Origin of the sequence: Psychrobacter sp., assembly GCF_036731945.1 — a bacterium.
In the GTDB taxonomy this organism is placed as follows: domain Bacteria; phylum Pseudomonadota; class Gammaproteobacteria; order Pseudomonadales; family Moraxellaceae; genus Psychrobacter.
On sequence record NZ_DAINDI010000048.1, the window covers coordinates 8,298 to 23,180 of the forward strand.

The 14,883-nt window shown below is 44.2% G+C and carries 11 protein-coding genes; 6 read left to right on the forward strand and 5 right to left on the reverse strand.

Annotated elements, in window-relative coordinates:
* The 6 genes from V7D75_RS10340 to V7D75_RS10365 form a co-directional block, all read left to right on the forward strand.
* Window positions 1-750: CheR family methyltransferase (locus V7D75_RS10340; RefSeq protein WP_333614494.1), on the forward strand; the 750-nt coding region annotated here is incomplete at its 5' end.
* A 30-nt stretch (window positions 751-780) separates the two neighbouring features.
* Entirely contained in the window at window positions 781-3,165 is a 2,385-nt protein-coding gene (locus V7D75_RS10345) for an Hpt domain-containing protein (protein WP_333614495.1), read from the forward strand.
* 8 nt (window positions 3,166-3,173) lie between these two features.
* Complete coding sequence (locus V7D75_RS10350) at window positions 3,174-7,574, forward strand: Hpt domain-containing protein (protein WP_333614496.1); 4,401 nt, start codon at window positions 3,174-3,176, stop codon at window positions 7,572-7,574.
* Window positions 7,564-8,583 carry a chemotaxis protein CheB gene (locus tag V7D75_RS10355; protein WP_201589483.1) on the forward strand — a complete coding sequence of 340 codons (1,020 nt, stop codon included), beginning with the start codon at window positions 7,564-7,566 and terminating at the stop codon, window positions 8,581-8,583. Before V7D75_RS10350 ends, V7D75_RS10355 begins: the two co-directional genes overlap by 11 nt.
* Before the next feature lie 20 nt (window positions 8,584-8,603).
* Window positions 8,604-9,107 carry a hypothetical protein gene (locus V7D75_RS10360; protein ID WP_333614497.1) on the forward strand — a complete coding sequence of 168 codons (504 nt, stop codon included), beginning with the start codon at window positions 8,604-8,606 and terminating at the stop codon, window positions 9,105-9,107.
* Window positions 9,108-9,285: 178 nt separating this feature from the next.
* Complete coding sequence (locus V7D75_RS10365) at window positions 9,286-9,813, forward strand: cytochrome b (protein ID WP_333614498.1); 528 nt, start codon at window positions 9,286-9,288, stop codon at window positions 9,811-9,813.
* 111 nt (window positions 9,814-9,924) lie between these two features.
* On the opposite strand, the gene minE is transcribed toward V7D75_RS10365, so the two are convergent.
* From minE to V7D75_RS10390, 5 genes are all read right to left on the reverse strand, one after another.
* A complete protein-coding gene (gene minE / locus V7D75_RS10370; RefSeq protein WP_200661789.1) occupies window positions 9,925-10,215 on the reverse strand; it encodes a cell division topological specificity factor MinE in 291 nt (96 codons plus the stop codon).
* Between the two features lie 2 nt (window positions 10,216-10,217).
* Complete coding sequence (gene minD, locus V7D75_RS10375) at window positions 10,218-11,030, reverse strand: septum site-determining protein MinD (RefSeq protein WP_286797042.1); 813 nt, start codon at window positions 11,028-11,030, stop codon at window positions 10,218-10,220.
* A gap of 435 nt (window positions 11,031-11,465) precedes the next feature.
* The gene (gene minC / locus V7D75_RS10380; protein ID WP_333614499.1) at window positions 11,466-12,344 is read right to left on the reverse strand and encodes a septum site-determining protein MinC; all 879 of its coding nucleotides are present in this window, start codon (window positions 12,342-12,344) and stop codon (window positions 11,466-11,468) included.
* 154 nt (window positions 12,345-12,498) lie between these two features.
* A complete protein-coding gene (locus tag V7D75_RS10385) occupies window positions 12,499-13,590 on the reverse strand; it encodes a hypothetical protein (protein ID WP_333614500.1) in 1,092 nt (363 codons plus the stop codon).
* Between the two features lie 203 nt (window positions 13,591-13,793).
* A complete protein-coding gene (locus tag V7D75_RS10390; protein ID WP_333614501.1) occupies window positions 13,794-14,762 on the reverse strand; it encodes an acyltransferase in 969 nt (322 codons plus the stop codon).
* Between the last annotated feature and the right edge of the window lie 121 nt (window positions 14,763-14,883).

Consider the following 14,883-nt stretch of genomic DNA (forward strand, 5'->3'; position numbering starts at 1 on the left):
CGCCAGCAATTATTAGATAAAGTACTCATTCATGAAAGCCGCTTTTTTCGTCATCTGCCTTCTATAAAGTTTATCACTGATTATGCAGTGCAGCATCAACGAGTGCATCTGATCAATAATATTAGCAACAATGCTAATGATAGCAACGCTAGTATTGATGCCAGCAATCCTGATGATTCATTCCGTATCTGGAGCGTCGGCTGTGCCAGTGGGCAAGAAACTTGGTCGCTGGCCATGAGTTTGGCCGCAAGGCAGGTGACCAATTACAGCATATTAGGGACTGACGTCAGTCAGCAAGCCTTAAAAAAAGCACGTTTAGGTCAGTATGATAATAAGCAACTGGCTTTGATTCCGCAAGATTGCCAGCAATTTATTCAACCATTGCGGCCAGCAAGTATCGTTGAAGAATTGCGTTTTCTGCCTGTGTCTACGCAAAAAAATACAGAGAAAAACGCTCGGGCCCACTGGCAGGTGATGCCAACGCTAAAACAGCGTGTACGCTTTGCTTTACACAACATTATCGACAAAAAACCGCCAACGCCGCATTTACAACAAGTCATTGTCTGCCAAAACATGCTGCTTTATTTTCGTAAGTTTGATCAGCGCGATATATTAGCGCGGCTATCAGAGCAGTGCGCAGTAGGCGGTTATATTATATTGGCTCCAGGTGAGGCGTTATTTTGGCGTCCTTCACACATGCGCCGTATTGCGCACCCACAGATTAACGCCTGGCAAAAAACCAGTGCCTAAATTAGAGCCTAGACGAGTTAGGATACATCTATGAAAAACCAGCCCAACGACATGGTGACACTTGAGTGGTTATTGCCACTGTTTGATCAGCAATTATCACAGATAGCTGATGGCTGGCAATTGGGTGAAAAAAACGCTGATTATGAGCAGATGGCACAAAGCTATCATCAGATTGGTGGCGCTTTGACCATGATTAACTTGCCGATATTGGCAAATTTGGCTACTAAGCTCAGCTTACTTGCAGGGGCAGAAATAGACAATTTCGGTGCTGATGCCAGCCGTATTGGTCAAGTAGGGCATCGACTGCTTACACGTGAGCTGGTTTACTACGCACGTACGAGCAATTTTCATAGCGCTTTTATAAATAAAACATCAGCTGAACTTTCCCAAGTTTTAGCACGTTATGATATAGCGACCGATCACCTTGTAGACGCTTCTTTAGACTCTAAAGAGGACAGTCTTGCTAGCATTGCTACTAACGATATTGTTGATATTGCGGTACCTGCTAGTACGGCAGTGGTCAGTTTAGACCAAGCGCAGTCTCAGCAGTTGCTATTGGTTTGGCGTCAACAAGCGCAAGCGTTACTTGCCGCTAATACCAATGACGCTTCTATACTGGCGACTTTAGAAAAAGTTGCTCAATACTTATGGCAAACCGCAGCAGATGCCGATTTGCAGCGTCTTTGGTATTTGACCGAAGCTTGGCTACATGACCTTGCCCATAACGAAACGCCGCGACCTAAGTATTACGCTGCGCTATTGAGTCAATTAGATGCGTTAATAGAGTCGAACACCCATCAAAAAGCGCTATCGGCAAAAGTTATCAACGAGCTGGTAGCAAATATTTATATCGAAATCAGCAGCCTTGCCAAACAGGGCGATAGCACGCAAGCTATGCTGCAAAGCGTAGTGCCGCAAGAGGTCGAAACACGCTTTTTACCGCGCATCTTAAGTGATATTGATACGCTTATTTTTAACCTTGATAAGCCGCAAACTCTAATTAAACCACTACAACAAATCAGCAATCAGCTAGAAAGTCGTGGTTGGACATTGTTTGCCTCGCAAGCAGCATCTATCCTAGCAGATATAGAACGTGACTTAATTACCCAAACTGGAGTGGTAGAAGAGCAATCACAACAGCAGTGGCAAATTGAGCAGCGTCTCCAAGAATTATACAATGCTATCTACAGTACCGAACAAATTATCTTAAGCAAAATAGGAAGCGCGGCTTCTTTTATACCTGCGGCTGACGTCATTACTCATGATGACATGGATAGCGTGCAACTAGAAAGCAGCCACCAAATTAAGACGGACGATAAAGAGCTGCGCGAGCTGCGTATTGCGGTTGAAGACGTTAAGCAAGGCTTTAGTGATTATATTCAGCGCCAAGACCTAGCGCTATTACCAGACGCTGCAGATTTTTCTAACATTGGCGAAGCTTTTGACAGTATGAGCCTGTCATCTATCCGTCAAGCGACCGATAAAATAGCAAATATATTCGATCAGTTAACCACTCATGATGTTGCCGTACTGAGCTGGGATGTCACCGAGGCCTTAGCTGAAGGTTTAACCTCTATCGAATTGCTACTCGACTATCTTGCGCAGCAGGTCTTCGATCAGCTTTTATTGACCAAAGCTCATGAATATATCGACAAGGCGGCGACACTACTTAGTGGCTATATAGCTGCGCCTGAAACCGTTAATGATACCTTTTTAACGCAAAAGCAAGCGACAAATGATGTACTGCGCTATGACGACAGTGGCGAGATTGCGCCTGTTACGGTTGCTAATGAAAACATTGATTTAACCGATAACACAAACCATAGCGATAAAAAAGAAAGCGCCGCTTTATTAAATGCTCGCAGTGAGCTTAAGCCTGATAACTTTGATGTTGATGAAGATATTCGCGAGATCTTTATTGAAGAGGTGGAAGAGGTCGTCGCTGATTTAGAGGATTTTTTACCCATTTGGCAGCAAGATGCGCAAGATTTAACGCCATTAACTGAAGTGCGCAGAGGCTTTCATACCTTAAAAGGGTCAGGGCGTATGGTTGGTGCTTTTAGTATCAGTGAGATGGCCTGGTCTATTGAAAACCTACTCAATCGTCTGTTGGACAAAACCCTACCAGTGACCGATGAGGTCGTGGCACTCGTCACAGAAACCACTAAGCATCTACCAGCGATGTTGGCGGATTTTGCAGCCCAGAACCCACCAAGTTTTGATCCAGCCATTACCATTTTGCAAAGCAGTAACTTAATGAGTCAGCAACCTATCAATACAGGCTTAGAAGTGCTTGATGATAATTTCTCTACAAGTGAGGTTGAAAAAAATAATGCGGTACTAGACGAGAGCCTACAGTCGACAGATGAGAGACTCTTAAATACCGAACAAGTTGAGAAGCCAATGAAGTTCTAGAAGAAATTGTGCCCTTATACGAGCATTGGCAGCTTACTCCTGATAACTTAAGCCAGTTAACTGATATTCGTCGCGGTTTCCATACTCTAAAAGGCTCGGGTCGTATGGTTGGTGCTAATTATAGCGCCGAGTTAGCCTGGTCGATAGAAAATATGCTCAACCGTATTTTAGATAATACAGTTGTAGCGTCTGCAGACATACAGCAGCTTATTGGTAATGTGTTAGCGGCTTATCCAACGCTGTTAACTACCTTTGAAAATGACAGTCAAGATTATCCTGCACTTGTACCGTTATGGGTGGCTTGTGCTCAGGCTTATAGTAAGCAGTTGGGTGGTGAATTCAGCTACCGCACGCTACATAAGCAACTATTTGATGATTCTGAGCAACAGCAGGACATAAGCACAGCGCAATATTCTGATATTAAAAATACAGATCAAGAACTTGTTGATGACACTGCTTATGACATTGCCGAAAGTAACAGTAGCATTGATAGTACGCTGCGAACCATTCATTCGGTAAATGAAAAAATGGCCGAAACCCCCATCGTGTTGACGCCTCAAAGCGAAGAGGAACAAGCCTTTTTCGATATTTTTGTTGAAGAGGCCGAAGAGCTGTTAGAGAGCGTTAAAGATTTTGTCTTTGATCACCAAGACGAGCCTTATGTCGCCGTGAGTGATGAAATTGTTCGCGCTTTTCATACCCTAAGAGCAGCGTCTGGCGCTAGTGCTTTAACGGCAATCAGTGAGGTTGGCACGACGATAGAGCAAAGTTTGGAGCTTTTGCAGCAACAGGACACGCCGATGAATGCTCAGCATTTAAAAGCACTCGCTCAGTCTGTGACGCTGATTGAAGGCTATCTAGCTAATTATAAACGAGACGTTCAGGAGCAAGAGGTTTCGTTAGAAGAGGCGCAAAGTCAGCAAGATATTGCTTCTTTACAAGCTATGCTTGGTGAGCAGTACGCCGTTAGCGATGACGAAGACTCAGCCGATGATAGACCAACGATAAGCCAATTATTAGAGGATAATATCAATGAGCTACTAGATGCAGAATGGCAGTTAGAAGCGGTCTTTAATAATGCAGAGCAAGAACAGATTCAAAGTTATATAGCAAAGCAAATCTCACAGATAAAGCATCTAGCCAGCAAAGCACAAGATGTACCAAAGTTTGCTTTAATTCTTAGCGAATTGGAAAATGCTTATACTTATTTAAGTCATCATCCTGAAAAACCCCGTGATACTGATATCCAAGCCGCTTTACTTGCAGGTCATGGTCAGCTAGTTGGTTTATTTGATGCTTTAGCGGGTAGCACCTCATTGAAAATTGATGGGCAGGTTATTGAGCAGCTAAAAAATATTGCTCAAAGTGACGATATCAATAGCAATGCAGAAGCAGGTACTGCAGGACATACTGATATTGATAAAGAGGCTGAAGAAGAGGCTAAGGGCACAGTGCAAAGTGTTGCTGCACCTGAGCTTGCACTTGAAACCATCGATACCGATATTGAGCTATTAGAAATCTTTTTAGAAGAAGCGCAAGAGCTTGATGATGCGCTCAATGATAGCTTTAGTAAATGGCGTGCTGATATCAGCAATATCAATACCTTAAAGGTTTTACAGCGCCACTTGCATACCATCAAAGGTGGTGCGCGTATGGCAGGCATACGCAGTATTGGCGATTTGACCCATGAGGCGGAGAGCATTTATGAGGCGTTCGTTGAAGCAAGACGTACGCCAACGGCGCAGTGGCTTGAAATTATGCAAGTCGTGCAAGATACTTTGTCGTTGCAAGTGGCGCATATTGTCCGCTATCAGCAATCATTTTTTACGCCTGAACTGATTGAGCAACTGCAACAGTTTGAAAAAGCAGCAGCGTTACCAAAAGACGTCGAACTTATTGTACCAATGCCGCAACATCAGGCTGCTGCAGAACCGCAAATCAGCGCCGATGAATACACCCATCGTATCGATAAAACGGCAGATTTCTTAAGTTTAGATAGAATTATTAAACAATCTTGGGCGAACGGCTTACCTGACCCAGATATTTTAGAGGTGTTTTTAGAAGAAGCAGAGGCGCTGACCAACCGCAATGAATATCTCCAAGCATTCTTAAGTGATGCCGGTGATACGGTTGCATTGCAAGCCCTACAGCGCGACTTACACACCCTAAAAGGTGGCGCGCGTATGGTGACCGCAAGTGGTATCGCTGACCTTGCCCATGAAATGGAATCCGTTTATACCGATTTTATTGATCGTCGCCGACCTGCTACCAAAAAAGTCTTAGAGCTACTAGTAGCCTGTCACGATTGGCTGGCAGATGCGGTATTTATTCTCTCGCAACAGGTGAACCCACCAACGCCAGACTTATTAATTGAGGCGCTGCAGCAATTTAGTAAAAACCCTGATAGCTTAAAGCACATACCAAAAGAGTCTTTGCAACCGCAGCGTGATGCTATTTTGCTGGCGAAAGAAAAACAAGAATCTACCTATATTCAAAAAGATATCAGTGAGATGCCGCCGATGGTGGCTGATACGACTGAGCAAGAACAGAACGCCAGTAGCAACGAGATGATTCGTATCTCAGGTGGTCTGATTGAGCATATGATTAATCTATCAGGTGAATCAGCGATCAACCGTGCGCGTATCGATATGGGTATGAGTAGCTTGACCACTAGTATTGAAGAGATGGGAACGACTGTACAACGTCTAGCGGATCAGTTGCGCCGGATGGAGATTGAGCTTGAGGCGCAGATTTTATCGCAGATTGATGATGAGTTGGTCAATCATGAAGGCTTTGACCCTCTAGAGATGGACCAGTATTCTTCGCTAAACCAACTTTCGAAATCCTTGACCGAGTCGGCCTCGGATTTGGTTGATATTAATAATACCTTACTTGAAAAAATGCGTGATAGCGAAAGTCTATTGCTACAATTATCGCGGACACAAACTGAGCTACAAGACGGCTTGATGAATTCGCGGATGGTACCCTTTACCCGTCTAACGCCAAGGCTAGAGCGTATCGTGCGTCAAACAGCCAATGAGCTGAATAAATCGGTTGAACTAAAGATTATCAATGCTGATGACGAAATGGATAGAACCATTTTGGAGCGTATTACCTCACCGCTTGAGCACATGTTACGTAACGCCGTCGACCATGGTATTGAAACTGTCGCTGCGCGCCTAGAAGCTGGTAAAGAGCGTAATGGACAAATTACTTTAGAAGTCCTGCGTGAAGGCAGTGAGATCATTATCCAGCTAACTGATGATGGGCGCGGCATTGATGTAGAAGCGGTACGCAATAAAGCCATTTCCCAAGGTTTAATTGACGCTGAAGACACCAGTTTAAGCGACCTTGATATTATGCAGTATATCTTTAACGCCGGCTTAAGTACCAGTAAGCAAGTGACGCAAATATCAGGTCGCGGTGTCGGTATGGACGTGGTGATTAGTGAGATTCGTCAGTTAGGCGGCTCAGTATCAGTGGTGTCAGAGCTTGGTAAAGGCTCTCGCTTTACCATGCGTGTGCCGCTCACCGTTGCCGTTTCTGATGCGTTGGTGGTTCGCGCCGCAGATCGCTATTATGCGATACCGCTGGTGCAGATTGAACGCGTCGTACGTATCAGTCCAGAAAGAATTTATGACTATTATCAATCGGGTGCGGCCACACTTAACTTTGAAGATAACGATTATCGCGTGCGTTATTTAAATGAGATTTTATCAGGTAATAAGCTCAATGAACTGGTCGTCAATACCAACACCAGCGTGCCACTGATTATTATCAAAAACCGTAGTGGACAAAACATGGCGCTACAGGTTGATCAAATCGCAGGGTCACGTATCGAGGTCGTGGTAAAACCTTTAGGCCAGCAATTCTCAAATCTATCCGGTATCTCAGCGGCAACCATCATGGGTGATGGCTCGGTCATGCTTATTCTTGATCTGATTGCACTGATGCGAAATGCTGCTTTAGGCAGAGAAGTCGCAAAACCTGCTATCAGTGTTCGTAGCAGTACAGAATCTAAAACCACCATTTTGGTTGTCGATGACTCAGTCACGGTACGAAAAGTGACCTCACGTTTCTTAGAGCGTCAAGGTTTCAATGTGGTCCTTGCCAAAGATGGTATCGATGCGCTTGAGATTTTACAAGAAACCACGCCAGACTTGATGTTACTTGATATTGAAATGCCGCGTATGGACGGCTTTGAAGTCGCGTCGCAAGTACGTCATAATCGCCGCCTGCAAGAGCTGCCTATTATTATGATTACCTCACGTACCGGTGAAAAGCATCGCGAGCGCGCTTTTGAGATTGGGGTCAATGACTACATGGGCAAACCTTTCCAAGAAAACCAGCTTCTTAATAAAATCCAAGGTTTATTGGGTATAGAGGCTAGCTTAGTCAATGAAGGATAATGTACCTGCCTTAATACTAAGGGATAAGCATAAAAACGATATCAGGGTACTGGTGGTGGCAGAAGACCACCATCAGCGCATGGCTTTTTCTGATACCGTACGTAGTTGTGGTTTGCAGCTGGTTGACTGCGTATCAAGGGCGCAATTACAAAATAGGTTGAGCCGCTATACAGCGCCGATTGATATTTGGCTCATAGATGGTGATTACGATGAGCATATGGCAGTAGCGACTACTACCGCTCAACCTGCTACCGTTCTAGTCGGATTTAGCCAGGCGCCATATCTTAATGAAGCTGAGCAGTATGCCAAATGGCAGCGCAAACTCAAGCGCAAACTTGCCCAAATGCTGGCGTTGCCGTTATTGAGTAATGCAATAGATAGCCCTGCTTATAAGAATACGGCTTACCAAAATGAGCCTAACGATTGGCATTATGTGGTATTTTTAGGTGCTTCGATGGGCGGGCCTAGTGCGGTCAAAGAATTTCTAGATCATCTGTCACCCACCTTGCCTGTGAGTATTTTACTGGCCCATCATTTTAACCAAGCGATGATAGGCACGCTACCACGCATACTCAATCGCCATAATGACTGGCGCTGTCAGCTGATAACTTCCTCACAGCGTTTGCGCGGCGGGCAATGCCTCATTGTACCCATTGATAAACAAATTGTTTGCGATTCAACTGGTCGTATCATCTTAATGGATCAGGCGTGGGAAGGCGATTATAAGCCAGCTATCGGTCAAATCTTGAAAAATACCAGTGATGTTTATGGCAGTGAGCTTATCAATATTATCTTCTCTGGGATGGGAAATGATGGTTCGCAGTATTTAAGCTTAATCCAAGATAATGACAGTCAATTGTGGGCGCAAGACCCAAGCTCAAGCGCTTGTCCGAGTCAGCCGCAAGCTATTATTGATTCAGGTTATTGTCAGTTTGTCGGTAGTCCCAAAGCCTTAGCAGAAAAACTTACCCATTATATTGCTGAAAGGGCGATGCCCGCCTCTTCGTAGTCATTTATTGTGAGCGACATATGAAACAGATTCTAAAGCACTCATTTGAAGCCGTGAGCTTATTGACCACTAATAATGGTATGCTCGACGTAACGATTGTCCCAGCCACCGACCAACCGGATTGGCTTATCCCTAGTAGTTTGATTTTAAGTGTCGATGAGTATAGTGAACATACATGGACTTATGAGTGGCAACAACAAGAAGTCGCTGTGTTCCATCTACTACCGCGCCATCAAACGCCGGACAAGATGATTATTTTAGAAGGCAATACTACTGCGCATCGTATCGCTCTACAGACAGCAGGCGAGCTCCGCCAACTACAGGCGCGTATCTCCGACGTCAAAGATATCGACTTGCCTGAGCATTTTATCAAAACCGACAGCAAAACTGATACCGTTCAGCAGCGCGTCCAAGAAGATGTTGTGCTATCCTACCTTTTCCAAGCGGTGATGATTGATGATACGGTTTACGTGGTGCCAGATTTGGATAAAATCGCCCATCAATTGGTTGACTTAGATGGCTAATTTGCTCATGGTTACGCTTTTTATCATGGACTTTAGTGTTAGCTCTAAAAAAAGTTATTAGCCTTAAGCTGGGATAAATAGTTATTATATTAATTTGCCAGCTAGTAGGTTTTTAACACTGTCATTTGATCCGTCAGCGCCTATAAGTATCGATGAATAGGAAGCGATAAAATATACTATGAATAATATCCATTCAAATCTGACAAAGTGGTCGGTTGCTAGTCGAATCTTTCATTGGGTTAGCGCCATATTATTACTGGTCACTTGGATCATGATACTGTTATATGACAATCTTGATAGTAAGGTCTATATCGGATTGCACAAGGCATTTGGGGTCAGTTTGTTGTTTTGGATGATTGCCCGCGTGATCAGCCGGCTGTTTACTAAAGCACCGTCAGCGCTGGCAATGCCAAAATGGCAAATGCTGCTTGCACAATTATCCCACTTTGCTTTATATGCCTTGTTAATTGCGATGCCTATGGCAGGACTGCTGATGTCGGTATATGGCGGCAGAGCCGTTGATATTTTTGGCTTATTTCAAATCCCTGTCTTTGTCACCCCCGATAGAGGGTTGGCACGGCTTTTTAATGACTGGCATACCGATATTTTGTGGCCGATGATTATCGTTTTTACCTTGATTCATATTGGCGCCGCGCTATATCATCAATTTATCAAAAAAGACAATATTATGGCGCGTATAAAATAACGACTTAAAAATGGGAAGAGCGCGTATAAAAAAGCCCTAAGTATGAAACTTAGGGCTTTGCTTTGTACCAGTATTTATACAATCAAACGCTATACTATAAAGTTATGTCGTTTACTTTTTATGTTCAGGTAAACTGATATTCATCTCAAGCACATCGAGGCTGTCTTCAGAGCGATGGTTGATATTAACATCATCAATCTGTACGCCGTTGACGTATTTATTGACCACTTCTAGTATCTCACGTTTCATTTTTTCAATACGATCAGCGGTCAAACGGTTATTCAAGCGATTTTCACTTGCAACAATAACTTTTAAGCGCTCAGTTGCCATATTAGCACTGCCAGCACTGCTGCTGTCATCCGTACCAAATAAGCTACTCCAAAATCCTTTTTTCTTACTCATCATTAACCCCCAAACCAGCGCTGTAGTAGACTCTTTTTCTTCACATCAATATGACGTAATGGCCGCTCTTCTCCTAAGAAACGGGCGACGATATCGTCATAACATTGACCAGCCACTGAATCGGTATAATGAATCACAGGCTCGCCATGGTTAGACGCTTCAAGCACTGAATGGCTTTCAGGGACCACACCAAGTAACGGCACTTTTAAAATATCGTTAGAGATGGTATCGATATCCATCATCTCGTTAGCGGCCGCACGGTCGGCGTTGTAGCGGGTGATGATTAAATGCTCGCGTACCGTACCTTGATTTTCGATCACTTTTTTGGTTTGGCTTTGCAAGATACCAATGATACGGTCCGAGTCACGTACCGAAGAGATTTCAGGGTTGGTGACGATGATGGCTTCATCTGCATGATACATCGCTAGCTGAGCACCGCGTTCAATACCAGCAGGCGAGTCGCAGATAATATAGTCAAACTGCTTTGACAACTCATCCATGACTTCTGCGACGCCATCGTCTGTCAGGGCATCTTTATCACGGGTTTGACTGGCAGGTAGGATATATAAATTTTCTAGTTGCTTGTCTTTTACCAACGCTTGTGACAGGCGGGCATTGCCATTGATAACATCGACAAAGTCATAAACAATTCGATTCTCGCAGCCCATAATCAAGTCTAGATTACGTAAGCCTACATCAAAATCGATAACAACTGTCTTATAGCCACGTAATGCTAAACCGGCGGCAAAAGAAGCGCTGGTCGTGGTTTTGCCCACACCGCCTTTACCCGAAGTGATTACAACAATCTTCGCCACAATGGCACACTCCTATGAATTGATGGGATATTTATTAGTTAAAACATTTTAGATGAAACAGTATAGATGTAAAGTAGCACAATTGCTCGGCGTTTACCTAGCCAAGATGTGCTATCTGCGAGCGTAAGCCTAGCATAAATATATAAAAACTTATAGCCAGTGCGTATTTAAGCACAAGAACTGCCTACAGATAAAGGTTATATCAGCTGAATAGAGAGCCAAAGCCCCCTCTATTATCTGCGCTCAACGCCCGTGCCTATAGTCTAGCGTAAATAGGGGCAGAGCTAACAATCCATCATAGCGCAGTTTTGTTAAGTAAACTTACTATAATATTAATCATACTATTTAGACGTCAATTTATCATTTATCCCCAAGTATATTCAAAATGATAATGATGACATGACGCCTTTGAGTCGTCTAAAGAGCAAATAAAACCTAAGCGTTATCCATGACCGTAAAGACCAAGCCCTGACCTTCTAAATAACGCACTTCAACCGATTTATCAATCACGTGCTCGGGTAGGTTATCGCGTAAGCAATACGTGCCAGCGACTGATACCAGAGAGGGATTAAAGACTTGGCAAAAAATACGCGCGTCTTTATCGCCCGTTGCGCCTGCGACCAAACGACCTTGGGCACGACCATAAACGTGCAGGTTATTGTCGGTAATGGCTTCAGCGCCGCTATTGACACTGTTGGTTAAAATTAAATCGCCACCAACGTGATTGAGGCTTTGACCCGAGCGCAGCATTTGATCATAAATCAAGCTGGTAATATGCTCGGCACTGATAAGCGTCTCTGCCGTCAAGGTGGTTTCAGTCGTTGCATTTACCTCGGCAGTGGCAGCAGCTTGGCTATTTACAGCTGAGCCAGAATTATCGGTAGTAGAGCTGACAGAATCATTCACAGGTGTCGTTTGTGCGCTGTCTTTAGAGGCTGTTACTTGACTTAACTGTGTAGTGGCTTTTTTACTGGGCAAAATACGCTCGATACGCTTGCCGTCCGCTGGGAATATCGCCAAGCGTAGCTTACGTGCTTGCTCATCAAGCAAACCTGTGACCACGCCGATAGGCTGCAAACCCCACGACCAAAGCAGCTCTACTAATGCTGCTAAATCCTGCTCAACCTCACTGTCAATCAATACAGGGATATTGCTATTTTTATTACTCAGCGTGGTTTCAAGTTGGCTGGCAATCGACGCAAAATTATCGGTGCTAAATTGCAGCCGTGAAAAGGTCAGCATTTTGCCATAAAATGCCAAAGCTGGCGTGTCAGGTGAGTCAAGGGCCTGCTGATTGCTGTCTGAAATCGTCATAATATACATCCTCAAAAATGGTCGTGTTGCGGTGTTCAATGTGCCGTTTTTGCCTCGGCATATAGTGTCAAAGTCTAATTATTAAAAGTGTGGCTTTCAAAAATATGCATATCAAAAGTATGATTGCCAAAAAAGCTGGTTCTCATTCAAAACACTACAAATTAAGCATGTCTTGATGCTTCCATTGCTGTACTTTTATTTGGGCTTCAAATTCGTCTAAACCATCGGCGATGATGCTTGAGATTAACGTATCAAGGGCGCTGTTGTCGGTATCGATTTGAGCAACGCCGCTGGCAATAGCAACCATTAACGCGTCAATACGTTCGGCGTCAAGCAGGCGCTCGTTGAGTGCATATACCACGTTTTCGCCGATATTGTGCCCAACATGTTGTAGCTGCGACTCAATTAACGTCCCAGCAATGGGTATCATACGCAGATAGCGGCGTAGCTCAGGCGTATTGGCCAGTCCTTCTTTAATAGCGTTACCCATTTCGGTGGCGACAATAGTGCCGCCGCCCGATGACTCGGTCAGTGCCTGAAGTTTTGGCGCCAGTTCTTTACGCAGTAATGAGAGCACCGCCGCTTCAATCTCATTGCGATTGCGAGCAATGGTAGATTCGATAAAGGATTTATGTGTTTTGGGATCGGTCAGATGCTGACGAAACGTCTGAATGGTCGTTAAGATGACGCGATCAGACAGCTCTTCTAACAGCAAATTAATATAAAAATTAATGCGATTAATCCACGGCTGCGGCAATACTTGATAACCTAGCTGATACAAGCGGCGCCCGATAATCACGGCGCGAAATAGGCGCAGCGCGCGCAGCTGCGGAAAACAGCCTAACACTTCATACCAATGCACAAAAGGGAAAAAGAACCAGCGGTAATACACCTTTTCTTTAATAGCAACTGCCCAGCGCAATAGCAGCTCGGCAATCAAGAATAGGGTAAAAAAACCGCCCGCTGTCCGTAGCGAGTCATGAATATGGTTTTGATACCAGCTTAGTGCCTCGCTCATGCTTAACCACTGCGCGGTATTACTACTAAAATTACTCATCAAGATAGCGTCAATACTGATTAAAAATAAATCAATACTGATGGCGATGAGCATCACGATATCATAGGTCAGCTTCAAGCGATTGGGCTTGGGACGATTCGGTCTTGGTGGCGGGCTGCTGTTTATGTCTGAGGACTGAATAGGCGCTGGTTTTATCGGCGCATGAGTAGAAGAGGCGGACACAGTCATACCTTATTAAGTAGTAAATGGCTTTGGTAGTGAGTAGTCTTTTGCCAATCACTACCAAATCAGCGGCGAGTTTTAATGGCTATTCACATTATCAATGAATCATGCCAAAAAACAAGCCATCAACCATTATAATTTGGTATTTTAGCCGTTATCTTTTTATATAAAAAGCCATAATTTTTAATGGCTTTTTTTAATGTCCTTTTTTATTCACTTTGAGGCGCCGCTTGCGGATGACTCTCAAATTCCGCCAGCATTTTTGTAATGCGCTGATCTTTTTGGCGCCAAATTTGCTCGACCCACTCAAACATTTGCGCTTTAACGGTCTCATCGTTTTCGTAGCCGCCGTCTTGAATACCGGCAAACAGCGCATCGGGTATGGTAATATGGCGGACATCGACGCCTAAGCGTTTGATATTGCCTTTCCACAAATCGCCATAGGTTGGCACGCCGTCAGGGTAGACGATGGTCATATCTAAGATACCATCCATATCAGCGCCCAAGGCATTAATCGCCAGCGACAAACCGCCAGCGCGCGGCTTTAACAGATGGGTATAAGGCGAGTTTTGTTTATCGTGTTTTTCTTGGGTAAAGCGCGTGCCTTCCAAATAATTCAACAAGGTAAACGGCTTGTCTTTTAATAACGCACAAGCGCGCTTGGCTTCTTCGATATCTTTACCTTTAAGCGCTGGGTTTTTAGCAACTGCTTCTTTAGAATGGCGCCGCATCATTGGAAAGTCTAAAAAGTAAAATGCCTGCCCAACGATAGGAATATAGATGAGCTCAAACTTGGTGAAAAAACGGGTCAGTGGTAAGCGTTTTTCACTAATGTATTGCACAATGCTGGTATCTACCCAAGACTGATGATTGCTGACCAGCAGATATTTGCCGTCCATATGTACATCATCCGGCAATTGAATGCGCCAATCCTTACGCGGTAATATGGTATCAATCAAAGCATTATTGCTACCAATCCAGTGTTCCGCAATCTTTATTACCGTCTTATCAGCGATAGGAGCGCCCGTGATAATTTTGCCAACGCCCATAAGCCATAATGGAATACTGCCGCCAAAACTATTGGCAGCGATGACTCCGGCCGCTGTGGTAAGCGACATTGCTTTGCCAAGTTTTGGTGCGCGTTCGTGTATTTTTTGCATTGCAGCGTTCAAGCGCATGTCTTATTCCTTACTATTTTCTCGTTAATCGTTTCATTATTATGGGTTAAATCGGTGTTTTATATCAGACCTCTTGCAAAAGTCATAGTTCAAGCTCGGAATTAATGATACCAGCAAACAG